The sequence below is a fragment of the Psychroflexus curvus genome (assembly GCF_020164585.1).
Classification (GTDB): Bacteria; Bacteroidota; Bacteroidia; order Flavobacteriales; family Flavobacteriaceae; genus Psychroflexus; species Psychroflexus curvus.
Genome location: NZ_JAIQZF010000004.1, coordinates 19,280 through 37,635, shown reverse-complemented (window position 1 = coordinate 37,635; position 18,356 = coordinate 19,280). Strand labels below are relative to the sequence as shown.

The 18,356-nt window shown below is 39.7% G+C and carries 14 protein-coding genes; 4 read left to right on the top strand and 10 right to left on the bottom strand.

Going from position 1 to position 18,356, the window contains the following annotated elements; all coding sequences use genetic code 11:
- Nucleotides 1-3: 3 nt before the first annotated feature.
- The 8 genes from LB450_RS06655 to LB450_RS06620 form a co-directional block, all read right to left on the bottom strand.
- Nucleotides 4-2,328, bottom strand: a complete 2,325-nt coding sequence (locus tag LB450_RS06655; RefSeq protein ID WP_224487090.1) for a TonB-dependent receptor — start codon at nt 2,326-2,328, stop codon at nt 4-6.
- Nucleotides 2,329-2,446: 118 nt separating this feature from the next.
- Complete coding sequence (locus tag LB450_RS06650) at nt 2,447-3,088, bottom strand: O-methyltransferase (protein WP_224487089.1); 642 nt, start codon at nt 3,086-3,088, stop codon at nt 2,447-2,449.
- Nucleotides 3,088-4,173 carry an amidohydrolase family protein gene (locus tag LB450_RS06645; RefSeq protein WP_224487088.1) on the bottom strand — a complete coding sequence of 362 codons (1,086 nt, stop codon included), beginning with the start codon at nt 4,171-4,173 and terminating at the stop codon, nt 3,088-3,090. The genes LB450_RS06650 and LB450_RS06645 overlap by 1 nt, the downstream gene beginning before the upstream one ends.
- A gap of 139 nt (nt 4,174-4,312) precedes the next feature.
- The gene (locus LB450_RS06640) at nt 4,313-5,884 is read right to left on the bottom strand and encodes a SulP family inorganic anion transporter (RefSeq protein WP_224487087.1); all 1,572 of its coding nucleotides are present in this window, start codon (nt 5,882-5,884) and stop codon (nt 4,313-4,315) included.
- Between the two features lie 158 nt (nt 5,885-6,042).
- The gene (locus LB450_RS06635) at nt 6,043-6,930 is read right to left on the bottom strand and encodes a bifunctional 5,10-methylenetetrahydrofolate dehydrogenase/5,10-methenyltetrahydrofolate cyclohydrolase (protein ID WP_224487086.1); all 888 of its coding nucleotides are present in this window, start codon (nt 6,928-6,930) and stop codon (nt 6,043-6,045) included.
- Between the two features lie 3 nt (nt 6,931-6,933).
- Nucleotides 6,934-8,358, bottom strand: a complete 1,425-nt coding sequence (locus LB450_RS06630) for an FAD-dependent oxidoreductase (protein ID WP_224487085.1) — start codon at nt 8,356-8,358, stop codon at nt 6,934-6,936.
- The gene (kynU, locus tag LB450_RS06625; RefSeq protein ID WP_224487084.1) at nt 8,348-9,619 is read right to left on the bottom strand and encodes a kynureninase; all 1,272 of its coding nucleotides are present in this window, start codon (nt 9,617-9,619) and stop codon (nt 8,348-8,350) included. Before kynU ends, LB450_RS06630 begins: the two co-directional genes overlap by 11 nt.
- A gap of 3 nt (nt 9,620-9,622) precedes the next feature.
- The gene (locus LB450_RS06620; protein WP_224487083.1) at nt 9,623-10,318 is read right to left on the bottom strand and encodes a hypothetical protein; all 696 of its coding nucleotides are present in this window, start codon (nt 10,316-10,318) and stop codon (nt 9,623-9,625) included.
- Between the two features lie 193 nt (nt 10,319-10,511).
- Between LB450_RS06620 and LB450_RS06615 the strand changes: the two genes are divergently transcribed.
- Nucleotides 10,512-11,567 (top strand): glycosyltransferase family 9 protein, encoded by a 1,056-nt coding sequence (locus tag LB450_RS06615; protein WP_224487082.1) that lies wholly within the window; start codon nt 10,512-10,514, stop codon nt 11,565-11,567.
- A gap of 1,032 nt (nt 11,568-12,599) precedes the next feature.
- Here the strand turns inward: LB450_RS06615 and metK are convergent.
- On the bottom strand, nt 12,600-13,850 hold the full coding sequence (gene metK, locus LB450_RS06610) for a methionine adenosyltransferase (RefSeq protein ID WP_224487081.1): 1,251 nt from the start codon (nt 13,848-13,850) through the stop codon (nt 12,600-12,602).
- 212 nt (nt 13,851-14,062) lie between these two features.
- Between metK and LB450_RS06605 the strand changes: the two genes are divergently transcribed.
- Complete coding sequence (locus LB450_RS06605) at nt 14,063-14,485, top strand: OsmC family protein (RefSeq protein WP_224487080.1); 423 nt, start codon at nt 14,063-14,065, stop codon at nt 14,483-14,485.
- A 205-nt stretch (nt 14,486-14,690) separates the two neighbouring features.
- On the opposite strand, the gene LB450_RS06600 is transcribed toward LB450_RS06605, so the two are convergent.
- On the bottom strand, nt 14,691-15,899 hold the full coding sequence (locus LB450_RS06600) for an exo-beta-N-acetylmuramidase NamZ family protein (RefSeq protein ID WP_224487079.1): 1,209 nt from the start codon (nt 15,897-15,899) through the stop codon (nt 14,691-14,693).
- An 8-nt stretch (nt 15,900-15,907) separates the two neighbouring features.
- Here LB450_RS06600 and LB450_RS06595 point away from each other — a divergent pair, with 8 nt between their 5' ends.
- Together LB450_RS06595 and LB450_RS06590 are read left to right on the top strand one after the other, a co-directional pair.
- Nucleotides 15,908-17,143: an ABC transporter permease gene (locus tag LB450_RS06595; RefSeq protein ID WP_224487078.1), complete on the top strand. Its 1,236-nt coding sequence runs from the start codon at nt 15,908-15,910 to the stop codon at nt 17,141-17,143.
- Between the two features lie 81 nt (nt 17,144-17,224).
- Nucleotides 17,225-18,205, top strand: a complete 981-nt coding sequence (locus LB450_RS06590; RefSeq protein WP_224487077.1) for a PLP-dependent cysteine synthase family protein — start codon at nt 17,225-17,227, stop codon at nt 18,203-18,205.
- Nucleotides 18,206-18,356: the final 151 nt, after the last annotated feature.

Here is an 18,356-nt window from a genome sequence, read left to right as displayed (position 1 = left end):
CATTTAAAATTTAAAGCTATAACTCACAGAAGGTACTATTCCAAAAATAGAAAATCTTACGGCTTCATTTTGACCTGTGCTTGTGTTTTGCTCAAAGTTAAGGGAAGCTGCATTTCTTCGGTTATACACATTGTAAATTCCAAAATTCCATGACGAAGTCCACTTTTTGTTTTTCTGTTCCGGCGTGTAAGTTGCAGATACATCCAATCTGTGAAAAGTTGGTAACCGATTTAAGTTTCTGCCTTCAAACACAGGAATATTAAGATCCTGAAATTCAAACTGACCCACAGGAAAATTAACTGGACGTCCGGTTTGTAGCACAAAATTGCTATTCAACACCCACTTATCACTGAGTTCGTAACTGCTGGTCAAAGAGATGTCATGCGTTTTATCATAACCGTTGAGATACCATTCTCCGTTGTTGATACCAATTTCACCCTGGGTTCTTCCTGGGGTGCGCTGCTCGCTTCTGGATAAGGTATAGGACAGCCAGCCCGTGAGTTTCCCCGTGTTTTTCTTAAGGTAAAATTCAAGGCCATAAGCTCTGCTTTCGCCATTTAGGATCACGCGTTCTATAGCATCATTGGCAATCAAATTGGCACCATCTATATAGTCAATTCTGTTGTTGATGCTCTTGTAGAAGACTTCGGTTTCAAAAGTAAAGGGAATGTTTTCAAAATCTTTAAAAAAGCCTAAGGCATATTGATCTAACTTTTGAGGCTTGATGTAAGTTCCACTCGGAGTCCACACATCAAATGGAGTAGGGGATGAAGTATTGGATAGCAAATGTAGGTTTTGCACCATTCTGTTATAACTTGCTTTTATAGACGTGTTATCGTCCAAAACATAAGATATGCCTAATCTAGGTTCTAAATTGAAATAGCTTTTATTCACTTTGGAAGTATTGCCACTTATAGTTTCAATAGGTTCAGCTTCCACATAAATATCTCGAATATTATCATATAACAACGGATTATCGTTCGCATAACTATCGATAGATTTGTCTTGCATTCTCAAAAAAGCACTGACTCTCATACCATACTGGACGTTTATTCTTTCACTCAAGGACTGACTCACAGAAACAAAAGCAGCATTATCAAAAGCGTATTTATTATTCAGTTGTCTTGGATTAATAGGAGATTCTGGAGTAGTTGGTACAATTATCCCTGGGTTAACAGTATATCGAATAGTACTTAGTCCATAAGATAGACTCAAATCCGGATGGATGACCTGGTCAATTTGATAACTTAAATCGAAGTTGGAAATGTCATTTTGAAAATTGAATCCTACCAGGGCCAGGTCCAGCTCATAGTCATATTGGCTGTAGGAAAAATTTAAACTCGATTTTATATCTTCATTAAATTGGTGCTCCCAGTTCAAGATACCAAATGCATTGCCGTAAATATTGGTGAAACTATCATTGATATTGACGTAGTCCAAACCATAATAGCCAGAAAAATTCAAGGAATTTTGCTCATCGATATTGAAATTCAATTTAGTGTTCAAATCGTAGAAATACGCGGAATTGGCATTGTCTGTCAATTTTAAAAAAAGATGGGCATAAGTCCCACGGCCACTTAAAAAAAATGAACTTTTATTTTTTTGAATGGGGCCTTCCAAAGTCAGTTTACTTGAAATGACTCCGATGCCTCCTTGGCCTTTAAGTTTTTGGCTGTTGCCTGTTTTTTGTTGAATATCCAAAACCGATGCGACTCTTCCCCCATAACTGGCAGGAATGCCACCTTTGTAAAGTTTTAAATTATCAACAGCATCTGCGTTGAAGATGGAGAAAAATCCGAAGAGGTGAGAGGAATTATATACCAAAGCATCATCGATCAATATCAAATTTTGATCTGTAGCACCACCTCTTACGTTGAAGCCGGAAGCCCCTTCACCAGCATTGGAAACTCCAGGAAGTTGGAGCAAAGAGCGAATCACGTCTACTTCACCAAAAATAACAGGGATTTTTTTTATGCTGGAAGCATCGAGTTTACTAACACTCATTTCAGGATCCCTTATGTTGATGCCCTCTATATTATCGGTGACAATGACTTCTTCGAGGTTTTCCGTCTGTGGTATGATAGTGAAGTTTAGTGTTTGGTCTGAATTTAGCTTGATCTGCTTTTCAACAGGTTTGTAACCCAGGTAAGTAACCTTCACTATATAAGTGCCTCCTGTAAGTTGAATAGAGTAATTTCCATTCCTATTGGTGACGGTTCCCAGGTCTTTTTTTATAATAAGTATACTTCCTCCAGATATAGGTTGGCCGGAAATGCCGGTGACTGTTCCTGCTAATTCAAAGCTCTGTCCGAAGCCAAGATGAACCAAAAAAAGAAATAGAAAATGGGATAGAAGTCTGATTGCTTATTTTTGGTCAAATATATTTAACCTGACCTATATAAGTTCTGTATAAACCATTAAATTAAACCAAAAATTTCACTAATTCTTATCGTTTTCTGGAGATGGTAAATCCGTCTCTAACGGGTAATAAGACAGTCTCTACTCTGGGGTCCTCTTTCAGTTTCAGATTATAGTTCAGTAAAGCTTTAGTGTCCTTATCTTTTGGATCAAGTTTTTCAATAACCTTTCCGCTCCATAACACGTTATCCGATAAAATAAGTCCACCAGGTTTCAGTTTATCGATAATCAGTTCAAAATAAAGCGGATAAGAGGATTTGTCGGCATCGATAAAAACCAAATCAAATTCAGCATCGATTTCAGGAACTATTTGTCTTGCATCTCCCGTATATTGGATAATTTGCTCTCCATATCCGCTGAGATCGAAGTATTTTCTTTGTAAATCATAGAGTTCTTCATTGCGGTCTATGGTGTGAAGTTTTCCTTTCTCTGAAAGGCCTTCAGCTAAACTTAAAGCCGAGTAGCCAGTATAAGTGCCTATTTCTAAAACAGATGTTGGATGAACTAATTTTGAGATTAAGCTCAGTAACCTTCCTTGATAATGTCCGCTGAGCATTCTAGGCTGAAGCACTTTTTGCCAGGTTTCTTTAGTCAATTGCTGAAGTAATTCGGGTTCGTCTTCTGAATTTGCTTCTACGTAGGTTTGAAGTTTTGAAGGGATAAAATCCATTAACTGATGATCTTATTGACTAATTCTTCTTTTTTCTTCTGATCGTCACCAAAAAGCCACTGCAGAACGTTATCCGACCAGATTTCTTCTTTTTCTATTTCGGTGATGACGTTTTGCTCTAAAGCCAGATCCAATATTTTACCAGGATAGGAAGATTGCGGCTCGCTTTCCATTTCGCCCAGTGGATAGGGATCATCAAGGCCAGCAAGAATCTGAGAGCTTTTTTGGTTTTCTAAAAGCAGTTTTAAAGACCGGGTATCGTGAACCAGGGTGTCAAAGAATATATTTTTATGTCCAACCGATTTTCTGGGGTGAACTTTACCTTCAAACAAATCTGGCCTTCCATCAAAACCCTGGATTCGTCGACCCAGATTAATCTGTGCCAGTTGTCCTCCGTGTGCAAAACATACCCGCATATTAGGATACTTGTCCGGATAGCCGTTTAAGGTTAAAAAGTGATACGCATCCGCACACTGAGCCAGCATCCAGATGAGGTGAAAGCGCCAGGACGTGTTTTCGAGTTTGATGAATTTTTCCCCGTCGTAGGGATGAATTTCAACTGCCAGATTGTACTTGCTCGCCAGTTCAAAAATGGGTTCATTTTCTTCATCAAAAATACATCGCCAGGTGCCTATGCTATCCATATAATGAGTTGGCAGGCAAAGCAATTTCAGGTCCAGCTCTTCCACGCAGCGCTCAATTTCCCAGAGGGCACCTCGCACAAAACCGGGATGAACGACAAACCCACAGGTGAATTTATCGGGGTGATTTTGTTGAATTTTGGCATTGAAATCATTTTGAAAACGCAGGGCTTTTTTCATTTCTTCTACACGAAGTCCGTTTCCGTAAAGCTGAGACAAGTTGAGAACAACAGCATGGTCGATGTTGTAACGCTCCATCCACTCCAGCTTTTCGTTCAGAAAAAAACTAGAATCGGTAACAGGACGCTTCCATCCTTTTTGAAGCATGAATTTTTTATCTTCATCGATCCAGAAAATTTCCTTTTCCCTCATGAAATCAGGAATTTCTTTCGGATAAGGTAGAAGGTGAGAATGGCCGTTGATTCTGAGTTTTCGTTTTGTCATCTCTACTTTTATTTATACGTTTAAGACATTAAAGTAACTAAATTTAATTCAAAAAAAATTGCAACCGCTTTTAAGAACGATTGCAATTTAATGATAAAATAAAGTATACAACCGAAGAAATTTCTTCAGTAATTTAGGTTTATTGTTTTTTCCAGAATTTGGTGGTTAAACTTCTATCTAGATTTTTGATTTCAAGATCAATGTTTTTGAATTTAGCGGTTTGTTTAAATTCTTCAATGATTTCAAAAATATCGTGGTGAACAAACTTCGCTTCACTACCATCGATAAGGAGTTGGCTCTTCTCTGGGACGTGGTCAAGATACAACATGATGTCTGCTTTGTTCAAAAAGGTAGTTTCCTGTGCTAGTTTTAAAACCTTTTTATCCTTGCTTTTTGAAGTTTTGTCGTGAATGTATGCGTTTTTATAGTTGTCTCTTAAGATAAAGAAAACTGCTACAGAACCACCAACTATAATTCCAGTGATAAGATCAGTGAACATAACGACAAGTATAGTAATGATAAACGGTAAAAACTGTTTTTTACCTTGTTTATAAACACCCTTATAAATACTGAGACTTGTCAGTTTATAACCTACTACAAAAAGCACAGCAGATAAAGCTGCGAGTGGAATTAAATTCAATATGAAAGGGATGGCAAGTACACAAACAAACATGATGACACCGTGTGTTATAGTGGCAGTTTTGGTTCGACCCCCAGCATTTACGTTTGCAGAAGTTCTTACAATAACTGCAGTTACTGGTAATCCACCAATCAATCCAGAAACAATATTACCTATACCTTGAGCTTTCAGTTCTCTGTTGGTAGAAGTTCGTCTTTTATAAGGGTCCAATTTGTCACCAGCCTCTGTACTCAGTAAAGATTCTAAACTTGCAATAAATGCAATGGACAAAGCAATGGTATACATTTCCATGTTTGCAATGACAGAGAAATCTGGAAATTGGAAAAAATTAAAAAATTCTCCTATGGAATCTGATACAGGAAGATTTACCAAGTGACTGGTGTTTAATGCTAGACTTGGAACTGAAGCTTTAAAATATTCGTTCAACAAAATACTCATAATTACCGCAGCAAGCGCTGAAGGGAAGAATTTAAAAAAAGTAAATTTCTTTAAAAAAGGATTATCCCAGCCTATGATAATAAATAGTGAAACTAATGTGATTATCAAAGCACCATAGTTGATATGGCCAACGATATTAAATAATCCAGAAAAGGTGTTGGTACCATCATTGTTTCTAAAACTATCAATACCTTCAAATACTTCATCTACGCCGAAAGCATGAGGAATTTGTTTGAGAATTAAGATCAATCCTATGGAAGCTAAAATACCTTTTATCATCGCATTTGGGAAGAAGTAAGCTACCGTTCCTGCTTTCAAATATCCTAAACCAATTTGAATAATACCTGCAAGTATGATAGCAACTAAAACGGCTTCAAAACTACCTAAAGTTTGAATAGCTGTGAAGATGACCAAAGCAACACTTGCGGCAGGACCACTTACATTAATACTAGAGTTACTTGTGATACCCACAACAATACCACCAACAATACCAGCTATAATTCCAGAAAAAAGTGGAGCTCCAGAAGCTAAAGAAATACCAAGACAAAGCGGCAAGGCAATTAAAAAAACAACAAGACCTGAGGATAGATCTGTTACAAAATGTTTTTTGATGAAATTTAAATTTTCTTTCATAGAATATTAACTTTAATTTTTAAAAGTTGCAAAACTAATGAAAATAAAGAGCTTAGTAGATTAAGATAGTCTTAAACTTTCAATGACTATGAGCTGATTTTCAGTATTACGTATTCAACATGTAATATCCAATGTCTAATAGTTTAACAATCTAAAATCTACTCTTCAATCAAATTTTTCATCTTCCAGGCTTCGTAAGTGTTGAGAATTAAACCTGCAATGGTCATGGGGCCAATGCCACCAGGAACAGGAGTAAGGTAGCCCGCTTTTTTGGAAACTTCTTCAAAATCACAATCGCCAACCAGTTTTCCGGAATCTAAACGATTGATACCCACATCAATTACCACCGCCCCTTCTTTGATCATATCTGCAGTCAGGAAGCCAGGCTTTCCAACCGCTACAATCACGATATCTGCTTTTTGAGATTCTTCTTTTAGCAATTCTTTTGGGGTGTGAATATCGCAGGAGGTTACTGTAGAACGACCCACTTCAAAGTCATTGCCAAGCATGATGGAGATGGGTTTTCCTACAATGTTGGATCTTCCAATGACCACAACATGCTGACTATTGGTTGGAATGTCATAATGCTGTAATAATTTCAAAATTCCATAAGCCGTGGCTGGACGCATCGATTTTTGTCCCAATGCCATTTTTCCAAAATTGAGGGGATGAAATCCATCAATATCCTTGTAGGCACTTATTTCGTTAATGATGGAATTTGGCTCAATATGTTCTGGGAGTGGCAACTGAACTATAAAGCCATCAAAATGTGATTTATTCAGTAATTTGATTTCTGAAATCAAATCAAATGTAGAAATCGAATCCTCAAACCGTATGATTTTATAATTGATTTCTGCTTTTTCACAGGCTTTTGTTTTAGCGCGAACATAGGATTCACTTGCGGCATTATGACCTACCAGAACAATAGCCATGCTGGGACGAGACAAATTATAGCCCAAATGCTTTTGGTCGATGAAATGGTCTATATCTGCTTTTACTTTTTTTAATATCTCCTGGGAGACTGCTTTGCCGTCTAGTAATTTCATGGGTTATGAATTAAGATCGAAAATCAATTCGTTGTGTTCTGCTTTTTTGGAAACTTCAAGCACCAAATTTAATTTTTCTTTAAGACTCATCTCAGGTTTCAGGATATTTTTTCTCAGCATTTCCTGAATCACAAGATCCTGAGCACGTCCCTGACTTATAGCTTTGGAGTAGGGAAGGTCTTCTCTGAACGTAACCAAGGCGTATTTGGAATAATATTCAGTTGGAAATTGGTTTTCAAAATCCAGTTCCAGTTTTCTTTTCTCCAGGAAGACTTCATCGGCCGTGTGAGATTTCATTTCATGAAAATTATCCAAAGCTAAATCAGCAATCGCATCCGCATCTGGCTTTCTGTGTTTGCTGAAGTTGTTGAAAGCAGCTTCTAGATTGAAATCAGATTCAGCTAACATATTATCAAATTCAACCACATCTTCAAAGGAAGCATTCATGCCCTGTCCGTAAAAAGGAACAATGGCATGAGATGCATCGCCCATCAGCAGGGTCTTGCCGTAAGTCCATGGAAAACATCTAACGGTTCCCAGCGGAGCCGTAGGATTTTCAAAAAATTCTGTTTTCAAATCCGGCATCAGTTTATAAGCATCGGGGTACATTTCTTTGAAGTATTCCACCACTTTTTCTTCAGTAGTCAAATTATTGAAATTATATGTTCCGCCTTCATATGCTAAAAATAAAGTTACCGTAAAACTCTTATCCTGGTTAGGAAGCGCAATGACCATGTTTTCTCCTCTTGGCCAAATGTGCAGCGCCCCTTTTTCAGTGGCATAATCACCATCTTTGGAAGCTGGAAAAGTCAATTCTTTATAGCCGTGGGTCAAAAACTCCTGAGAATGACTAAATAGAAATCCTCGTTCGTGTTCCATTTGTTGTCGAACTATAGAGCCTGCACCGTCTGTGCCGATAATGTAATCTGCCTGTAAGGTATATTCTGAACCTGCCCGACTACCAGATTCAGGCGGGTTTGTCTCTGCTGACTTAAAGCTGGCGTTCGCCTGCTTGAGATTGACGTCACAACAGATTTCTTCAAACTTTAAAGTTGCGTTAGCATAAGTTTCCAACTTATCCAGCAGCAAGGCATTAAGACCAGTTCTGGAAATAGAATTGATGTATTCACCTTCACGGCCGCTGTATTTTGAAAGTTGGGTTTCCCCCTGAAGGTTGTGCAGCATCCGACCATGCATCGGGATGCACAGACTTTCCACTTCCTTTTCGAGACCAACAAGTTTTAAGCCTTTAAGTCCGCGACTGGATAAGGCCAGGTTGATGGAACGTCCGGCAGCTAATTTGGCTTTTCGTAAATCTGCTCGTTTTTCGGTTAAGGTAACAGGATAACCTAACTGAGCCATGCGTAAGGCAAGTAAGGAACCGCAAAGACCAGCACCAATTATGAGAATATGTTCTTTATTTGTCATGAAGACAGTGTTTTAAAAGTTGTACAAATTCGTAAACATCCGTAAACGAATTATAGAGAGGGGCAGGAGCAATCCGAATCACATCGGGTTCCCGCCAGTCAGCAACCACGCCTTTTTCTGTGAGCTGATCAAACAGAGAACGGTCGGCATTTTTCATTTGAATAGATAGCTGGCATCCGCGTTGATCAGGTGATCGCGGCGTTAAAATCGAAATATTTTCATTATCGAGTTTATCAATCAGAAACTCGAGAAAGCCGGTTAGTTTGATGGACTTTTCTCTAAGATTCCCAAAGCCTGCCTTTTCAAACAGGTCTAAAGATGAGCGTGTTCCTGCCAAAGATAAGATAGGCGGGTTGCTCAATTGCCAGCCATCAGCCGTTGGTGTAGGGTTGAAATCCACCCTCATATTAAATCGGGAGTCTTTATGATGTCCCCACCAGCCTACAAACCTGTTGATGCTTTGGTTTTGGATATGCTTTTCGTGAACAAAGCAACCCCCAATGCTGCCTGGTCCGGAATTCAAATATTTATAGGTGCACCACACGGCGAAGTCAGCCCCGATGTTGTGTAAATTGGGCTGAATGTTGCCAGCTCCATGGGCCAAGTCGAAACCAACTGTTATGTTTTCGTCCTGACAGGCTTTGACAATGCGTTTCAGGTCAAACGCCTGCCCAGAATAATAATTGGTGCTTCCTACCATCACCAAAGCGATTTCATCTTTGTGAGTTTCCAGAAGCTTTTCAAAATCTTTGTGTCGGCATAAGTGCTCACCTTTTCTGGGTTTCCAAAGAATCAAACCTTCTTTAGGGTCAATGTTATGGAATTTTAATTGGGATTCCACCGCATACTTATCGGAAGGAAACGCATCGCTTTCAATCAGGATTTTGAATTTCTTTTGAGTCGGTTTGTAAAACGACACCATCATAAGGTGAAGATTCACCGTCAAGGTATTCATAATAACGACTTCCTCGGGTTTTGCGCCTACAATTTTGGCCATGGGTTGTGCCAAATCTTCGTGAGAAGTCAGCCAGGGGGTTTTGGCATCGGTATGGCCTTCAACTCCAAAATTTGCCCAATCCTTTAATTCCTGCTGAACATAGTCAGCCGTTTGTTTAGGCTGGAGCCCAAGTGAATTTCCGCACAGATAAATTTTAGGTGAACCGTCTGCTTTGACCGGGAAGTGAAACTGACTTCTGAAGGGGTTTAGAGGATCGTTTTGATCCTGTTCTTCTGCAAAAGCTCTGGAATTGATGTATTTCATAAATTAGTTGACGCTTATATCGGTAAAGAAAATTTTAAACTGGCCTTCTTTGGTATCGTGCATCCGGGCAATTTTGATGCCTTTAAAGTCATCGTAATCTTCCCAGGTGGTCGCCAGTCTTGGTTCATCGCTACCGCTGGGGGTGTATGACCATTCACGAATCATGTTAGTGTCATCCACGTAAACATGGTAGGTGTCGCCAGGGGTATAACCCGCTTTATTTTTATACATGACGGCAATTTCCTGCATCAATTCATCAGAAATCGGTGCTTTTACTTGTTCTGTAACTTTGTGCTCAAAATTATCGTCCCAAACCAATTGAAACGGAAATAACAACCAGTATTTGTCATTGACAAAGCTCCTGTCTGCAAAGGCAATTTCCTCATTAACATCAGATGTATTATAAGTGAGGGTAGTATCTTGAGTCATCATGGTTACCTCCCCTGTTTTAGGCTTCCAGGTCCAGGAACGGCTGGAGATATTCTCACCGTTTTGAGCATTAAAGGTGTAAGAAATAGAATCTACATCAGACCAGTTGTCGTAACCATTGGCATAGGCGATTTCTTCGAGAAGACTCAGGTCTTTTTTAGAGGTCACTTCAGAAGTTGACGTAGCTTTAGAGTCTTCAGACTTTTCTTTTTTCTGCTGACATCCAACTAGGATGAGTAAAGATACACATAATAAAGCAAAATGTTTCATGGTGTTTATTTTTGAGTAAAGTTAAGCGATGCATAAGGCTTAGACAAATAAAATGAAATGGCAAGGAATTTATTTAACAGCTGTCGGAGATCTAAGTATTTGAAATTTTTAAAATATACTTTTGTATTTCAAGACCTGAAATTTAAATATTTATTAATTTCAAACCTTATAAAAATCATAAATTAAATGTGTTTTGAGTTTTAAAAAGAAGATTAATGTCTATCGGAAAAAAGCAACCAAGTCTATAACCAAAAATTTACTAGACCAGCAAAGCATTAATCTATCCGATCGAGAGGATATCAAACGCATTTTGATTACTCGTCCCAATCATCGGCTTGGTAATCAGTTGCTTATTTCTCCTTTAGTGAAAGAAGTACACCGGCAGTTTCCTGGGGCCAAGATCGATTTATTTCTAAAAGGTAATCTTGGTGAAATCCTTTTTAAAAATTATGAGTATGTAGATCATATCATCAGTTTGCCAAAGAAGCATTTCAAAGAATTAGGTCGTTATCTAATCTCATGGTTTAAGTTGAAACGCCTTAAATATGATTTGGTGATCAATGCGGAAGCCTCTTCTTCCTCCGGACGTCTGTCGACTAAGGTGGCGAGAGCTAACTATAAATTTTTTGGTTATGAACGGGAGTTGAATCTTTTCGATGTAGCCAATGTAGATCATATTTCTAAATACCCCATTTACAGTTTGCGTTACTTTCTGAAGCAATCCCTTACAGAAAAGCCCTTACCCGACTTAGAAATTAAATTGACAGCTGAAGAATTAAATCACGGAAAAAAAATATTAGCTGAGTATGCTGATTTAGAAAAACCCACAATTTGCTTGTACACGTTTGCTACAGGTCATAAATGTTTTTCAAAAGCGTGGTGGAATCAGTTTTATACAGCTTTAAAAAATGAGTATCCTCACTATAATATTATTGAAGCATTACCAGTAGAGAATGTATCGTCCTTAGATTTTAAAATCCCCGCGTTTTACAGTAAAAATATAAGAGAATTGGCTTCATTTATCTCTCACACATCCGTATTTATTACTGGAGATTGTGGTATCATGCATTTGGCTGCAGCGACAACCACACCTACCATTGGGTTGTTTAATGTCACCGCAAAAGCGATGTACGAGCCTTATAATGTGGCCTGTTCAGGGATAGATACCAACCAGAAAAGCGCAGAAGAAATTTGCCAAATCCTGAGGACTCACATAGAGAGTCTGGACTTTGCTGAAAGTGAGATTTGAGTTTTTTAAATCAGATGTCAGGGCTCTGCCCCTCAACACATAAGTTGGAAGCGTGTTTTACGAAGATTTGAGGGCTCTGCCCCCTCCGTCGGATGAGTATATGTTCGTGTGGTGATGATTTAGGAGCTGTGCTCCCTTTTAAAAGGGCGTAGTCCTAATAGTCTTCATATCCTAAGGGAATGCATGTAAAAATTTTAGCCCCAATATTCTTTATAACGAAAAACACGCGGAAGGGGGTAGAGCCCCGTCATCTTCTTAGCCAAAGAAGACAGTATATTAAGGAGGGGCGTTAGCCCCGCAATCTTCGTAACCAAAGAAGATGAGGTATATGAAAGGGGCGTTAGCCCTGACATCTTAAAAACTAAGTTTTATAGTAGTCTGTGTATCTATAATTTGTGATAGTTTGAACTATAAATCCTAATAAAACCTAACTAGCACGCGAGCGAGACATTCGCTCTAGCAACGGGATGTTAAAGGTGATCTATAAGTTGTAATCTGGGTTTAAGTTAATTCTTTAATTTTTTTCCCTGATGTAGATGCCAGGGCTCTGCCCCTCCGTACATTAATTAGATACGTGTTTTACGAAGATTCGAGGGCTCTGTCCTCTTTTTTTAAGGGGCATCGCCCCGCAATATTCATAGCCAAAGAAGATGAGGTGTGTAAGAGGGGCGTTAGCCCTGACATCTTCGTAAGAGAAGTATGCGAGTAAACATGATAGGGGCGAAGTCTCGCAATCTTCGTAACCAAAGATGTTGTGGCATATGTAAGGGGCATCGCCCCGCAATATTCATAGCCAAAGAAGATGAGGTGTGTAAGAGGGGCGTTAGCCCTGACATCTTAAAAGCGATGCGTCTAAAATTAGTCACCATCCTAAAACGGACATCACAGTAACACGTGCTGAGCTTTGTAAACTTGTCCCGTCTTTTGGGACAAGTTTACAAGCCTGGACGCTAAGCTGAAATCAACTTAAGCTTTTAAGCTGAGTCTCGTCATGGATTTAAGCCAACTCAAAACAAATTCAGAAAAAAAGATTTATAAATCGAAAGCCTGTTTCAGTTTATCGACGTAATCCAGTTTTTCCCAGGTGAACAATTCGACTTCACGGTGGACTTCACCGGAATAATTGGAACGGAAAATCTTAATTTCGGTGCGTGGTTCTTTCCCCATGTGACCATAGGCCGCTGTTTCACGATAGATAGGGTTGCGTAACTTGAGGCGTTCCTCGATCATTCCCGGGCGCATATCAAAAATCTGTCTGATTTTCTTGGCGATTTCACCATCGCTGAGGTCGATGTGTTTGTTGGTTGTGTTCACCAAAATAGAGGTGGGTTCACTTACGCCGATGGCATAAGATACCTGGACTAAAACTTCGTCGGCAATACCGGCAGCTACCATGTTTTTGGCAACGTGTCTGGCCGCATAAGCCGCAGACCTGTCCACTTTGCTGGGATCTTTCCCGGAAAACGCACCACCACCGTGGGCGCCTTTTCCACCGTAGGTGTCCACGATGATTTTTCTGCCTGTAAGACCTGCATCGCCGTGGGGTCCGCCAATCACAAATTTCCCAGTGGGATTGATGTGGTAGGTGATATCCTCATCAAATAAAGCCTGGGTGTCTTCATCAAACAAAGCTTTGACTCTTGGAATCAGGATGGATTTGATGTTATCGGCAATTTTCTTGAGCATGGCGTCATCTTCATCAAATTCATCATGCTGTGTGGAAACTACGATGGTATCGATACGCTGCGGCACATTATCATCGGAATATTCTATAGTCACCTGCGCCTTGGCATCTGGTCTTAAGTAGGTGATGTCATCGTTTTCTCGACGAAGTTTTGCCAGCTCAATCAATAGTTTATGAGAAATGTCGAGTGCTAAAGGCATGTAGTTTTCAGTCTCGTTAGTGGCATAACCAAACATCATCCCCTGGTCACCGGCGCCCTGGCTTTCTTTAGATTCTTTATCAACCCCCTGGTAAATGTCCTGGGACTGCTCATGAATTAAAGAAATCACCCCGCAGGAATCTCCGGAAAACTGATAGGCGCCTTTGGTATAGCCAATATCATTGATGACATCTCTTGCAATTTGCTGAACGTCCAGGTAGGTGTTGCTTCTCACTTCACCTGCCAAAACCACCTGACCCGTAGTGACCAAAGTTTCACAAGCTACTTTTGAGGTTTCATCAAAAGCTAAAAACGAATCGAGTAAGGCATCACTGATCTGATCGGCGATTTTATCCGGATGTCCCTCAGACACACTTTCCGAAGTAAATAAATATGACATAAATTAAGATTTAAAGTTATAGTCTGGAGGAAAGGAAATTTGGACTACGGTCTTCAAAAAAGTACTGCTTTAGCATTTTAAAAAGAGGTTGCAATCAGTCAAATCTTTCCTCGATGCAAACATAATAAATTTGAGTCATTCTAAATTGTATTAAGTTATTTTTAGCAGAGTTATGATTTAGATTGCTTTTTTTTGTAGAAAAATAGAGTATCATGAAAATCAGTTTACATAAAAAAACCAATAGCGACGTGCATTTTGAAGCTGAAAACAGCTTAGGTCACAAGATTGAACTTTACAATTCCTCAGCTCCCAATCCACAGGCGCCAAGCCCCATGGAATTGATATTGATGGGAACGGCTGGCTGCAGCAGCATCGATATTGTTCATATTCTAAAAAAACAAAACCTGGAGATCGAGGATTTGAACGTGGAGGTGGAAGGTTTCCGAAAGGACACCGATCCTAAAATTTTTCATACCATTAAACTACTGGTGAAGCTCAAAGGCGATATTCCCGCCAATAAAGCCAAGCGTGCCGCTCAGTTGTCTTTTGAGAAGTACTGTTCGGTTTCCAAAATGCTGGACCAGACCGTGGATATTCAGTACCAGGTGGAGCTGAATGGGGAGGCTTTAGAGTAGGTAGTCAGTGAGTTTTTGAGTCACTGAGTTAGGGAGTAGGAGGTTAATTTTTCTCTGTGCTCTCTGTGTCTTTGTGGTGACAAGAATTTTGTGAGTTTATGAGTCAGTGAGTCAGTGAGTTGTTGAGTTTGTGAGTTTGGGAGTAGGTTTTAATATCACATTTTAAAAAGAGACTAGTGAGTCAATTCCCCTCCTTGGGAGGGGGCTAGGGGAGGCTTCTCTTATACATCAAATATGGCTGTATTTTGGCTTTGTAGGTATCCAGGTCAGTTTGCCAGTCCGCTCTTATTTCCCGTGCTGTTTTTCCCTGCTGAATTTGTTCCTGCAGGCTTGAATTTCCTGCCAGTTTATTGAAAAAATCGTTGAAAAATGAGGCCTGGTCCTGGGTGTGATGATACGCCTGAAGCAGCCATTCCAAATTTAAATAATCGAGATCGCTGTGATTTTGAAGACTTCTGCCAAAACATAGCTTATTTTCATGTTTAGGGTATTTGGCGCCGTCCATTGATCGTGGCGTGTATTCAAAATCAAAGACTAAAGGATCCAGGAATGGAGAGCCAAAGATTTGAAACTGCATCGACGTTCCCCGACCGGCATTCACATTGGTCCCTTCAAAAAAGCATAAGCTCGGATACAGGTTGATGGATTTGGCATTGGGTAGATTTGGTGAAGGTTTGATGGGTAAATCATAGGCCATCGATGGTGAATAAGCTTCCATGTCTACAATTTTCAATTCACAGGAAATGCCGTTTTTGAGCCAGTGTTCTCCATTGATCATCTGAGCATATTCAGCAATGCTGAGTCCATGCACCACCGGGACAGGGTGCATGCCTACAAAACTTTTAAATTCATCTTCCAAAACCGGCCCGTCTATATAATGTCCGTTAGGATTTGGACGATCCAAAATAAGCAGTGGAATATCCTGCTCGGCACAGGCTTCCATGATGTAGTGCAGTGTGGAAATGTAGGTGTAAAAGCGTGCCCCCACATCCTGAATGTCGAAGACCATGATATCGATGTCTTTCAGATGTTCAGGGTCTGGTTTCTTCTGACTTCCGTACAGTGAAATGACAGGAATGCCGGTTTTGGAATCTATGCCATCTTTGATGAGTTCGCCGGCATCGGCAGTGCCTCGAAAACCATGTTCTGGTGCAAAGACTTTTGTGATGTTGATATGTCGATTCAAAAGTGAATCGACCAGGTGAACGTAATCAGATTCAGAAGTAAATATCACAGAGGTCTGATTGCCAACCACACCCACCTTTTTATTTTGAAGTAAATCAAGATAGGCTTGAGTTTGATTGGCGGCGACTCCAAGGTTACTAAAATTTTTAGTTTGTGGTTCTTGCGCTGTACACGAAATACATGCTAAAAGAATAAAATAAACTGTATTTTTGAATCTCTTTAAAACCATAGGTCAACTTGAATTTTGAATATTTTATTTCCAAACGGCTAGTTACTAAAACCGATCATAAAAGTAACATATCGGCTCCGATAATTAAAATTGCTATTTCTGCGATAGCCATTGGGATTATCATGATGTTTGTGGCGATTAGCACGGGGTTTGGACTTCAAAATAAGATTAGAGAAAAGATTGCTGCCTTCAACGGCCATATGGTCATCAACAATTTTTCCAACAATCAGTCGAATATCACTCAAAACCCGATCTCTACCCGGCAGGATTTTTATCCAGAATTTGAGGCAGTTCCCGAAATTGAGCACATTCAAAAGGTAGCGACCAAATACGGCATCATCAGAACCGAAACCGATTTTGAAGGCGTTGTCGTGAAAGGAGTAGGAGAAAACTACCGCTGGAAGTATCTAGATGAGTATTTAGTCAGAGGGAAACTCCCGGTTTTCGACGAAAAGATAAGCAGAGAGGTTTTGATTTCAAATTACCATGCCAGTCGGCTGGGTTTTGATGTGGGTGATAAATTGATTGTTTATTTTTTAAGAGAAGATCAGGATCGTTTGCCACGTTCAGTTGGGCTAACGATTTCAGGAATATTCGATTCTAGTTTTCAGGAATTTGATGAAACATACATCATCACTGATTTAAAACAAATCCAACGATTAAACAACTGGGAAGATCATCAAATCGGTCAGTTTGAATTGTTTGTTGAGGACTTTTCAGAATTACAGGAAGTGGGTTATAAAGTTTATCAGGAAGTCGATTCATTTCTCAATGCGAGCACCATCATCGAACTCTATCCCTCCATTTTTGAATGGTTGAAAATGTTTGATTTTAATATTATTCTCATTATCGGCATTATGATTTTGGTCGCAGGTATCAATATGGTGACAGCTTTGCTCGTTTTGATTTTGGAGCGTACGCAAATGATAGGTATTTTAAAAGCTCTTGGCTCTTCCGACTGGTCAATTCGTAAAATCTTTCTCTACAACGCCGGGTTTTTGATTTTCAAAGGCTTGTTTTGGGGGAATCTCATCGGTCTCTCCTTATTACTCATTCAAAAATATTTAAAAGTGATTCCGCTGAATCCTGAAACCTACTATGTTTCACAGGCACCTATTTATTTGAATTGGGATTATATTTTAGTGATTAATATTGGAACCTTATTGTTATGTGTGTTGATGCTTTTGATCCCCTCTGTTATCATTACTAAGATTTCACCGGTGAAAGCCATGAAATTTGACTAAAATATAATTGGAATTAGTCTAAAGCTAATAACTCGGTATTTGACTTTTACTTTTTTATATTTGCACCTCTAAATTAAAACTATGGATTACGCTGAAAATATCCTTGGAACTATTGGTAACACACCAATGGTGAAAATGAACAAAATAGTTGAAGACATCGATGCTTTGGTTTTGGCCAAGTATGAGACCTTCAATCCAGGGAACTCTGTAAAAGACAGGATGGCTTTGCAGATGATAGAGGATGCTGAGGCATGTGGTGCTTTGAAGCCTGGAGGGACCATTATAGAAGGAACTTCCGGAAATACAGGAATGGGACTGGCTTTGGTAGCCATCGTTAAAGGCTATAAAGTGGTTTGCGTCCTGAGTGACAAGCAAAGCAAGGAAAAAATGGATATTTTGAGAGCTGTGGGCTGTGATGTTCACGTCTGCCCTACAGATGTCGCTCCAGATGATCCACGGTCTTATTATTCAACCTCTGCCAGATTGGCTAAGGAAACGCCAAACTCCTGGTACGTCAACCAATACGATAATCCATCCAATTGTAAGGCACATTTCAAAACCACGGGTCCTGAAATATGGGAACAAACCGACGGAAAAATCACGCACTTTGTGGTAGGTGTTGGAACTGGCGGAACTATTTCTGGCGTGAGCAGTTATCTGAAAATGAAAAATCCAGATATTAAAGTCTGGGGTATCGATACATACGGTTCCGTATTCAAAAAATACCATGAAACGGGAATTTTTGATGAAAATGAGATTTATTCTTATGTCACCGAAGGCATTGGAGAAGATATTTTGCCTTTAAACGTCAGGTTTGACGGCATCGATGGCTTTACTAAAGTTACCGATAAAGACGCTGCGGTGTATACACAGCGGCTAGCGAAAGAAGAAGGTATGTTTCTGGGAAATTCTGCCGGAGCTGCAGTGAAAGGACTTTTGCAGCTGAAAAAACATTTCAAGAAAGACGATGTGGTGGTTGTTCTGTTTCACGATCACGGAAGTCGTTATGTTGGTAAGATGTTTAATGATGACTGGATGCGGGAGAAGGGGTATATAGAGTAATTCTAAGATCTTACTTCATCAGGCTAGCGCCTGTTCCATCAGGCTAGCGCCTGATGTTAAGATATGTCGCCCCTTCGGGGCTGAGCAGGTTTGTGCCTGTTCCATCAGGCTAGCGCCTGATGTTAAGATATGTCGCCCCTTCGGGGCTGAG

Bases quoted from the DNA above. Each gene is read 5' to 3' on its own strand.
- LB450_RS06635 (WP_224487086.1), bottom strand. From the start codon at position 6,930: ATGAAATTACTAGACGGCAAAGCAGTCTCCCAGGAGATATTAAAAAAA.
- LB450_RS06645 (WP_224487088.1), bottom strand. From the start codon at position 4,173: ATGACAAAACGAAAACTCAGAATCAACGGCCATTCTCACCTTCTACCT.
- LB450_RS06605 (WP_224487080.1), top strand. From the start codon at position 14,063: ATGAAAATCAGTTTACATAAAAAAACCAATAGCGACGTGCATTTTGAA.
- LB450_RS06640 (WP_224487087.1), bottom strand. From the start codon at position 5,884: ATGAAAGAAAATTTAAATTTCATCAAAAAACATTTTGTAACAGATCTA.
- LB450_RS06600 (WP_224487079.1), bottom strand. From the start codon at position 15,899: ATGGTTTTAAAGAGATTCAAAAATACAGTTTATTTTATTCTTTTAGCA.
- kynU (WP_224487084.1), bottom strand. From the start codon at position 9,619: ATGAAATACATCAATTCCAGAGCTTTTGCAGAAGAACAGGATCAAAAC.
- LB450_RS06620 (WP_224487083.1), bottom strand. From the start codon at position 10,318: ATGAAACATTTTGCTTTATTATGTGTATCTTTACTCATCCTAGTTGGA.
- metK (WP_224487081.1), bottom strand. From the start codon at position 13,850: ATGTCATATTTATTTACTTCGGAAAGTGTGTCTGAGGGACATCCGGAT.
- LB450_RS06650 (WP_224487089.1), bottom strand. From the start codon at position 3,088: ATGGATTTTATCCCTTCAAAACTTCAAACCTACGTAGAAGCAAATTCA.
- LB450_RS06590 (WP_224487077.1), top strand. From the start codon at position 17,225: ATGGATTACGCTGAAAATATCCTTGGAACTATTGGTAACACACCAATG.
- LB450_RS06630 (WP_224487085.1), bottom strand. From the start codon at position 8,358: ATGACAAATAAAGAACATATTCTCATAATTGGTGCTGGTCTTTGCGGT.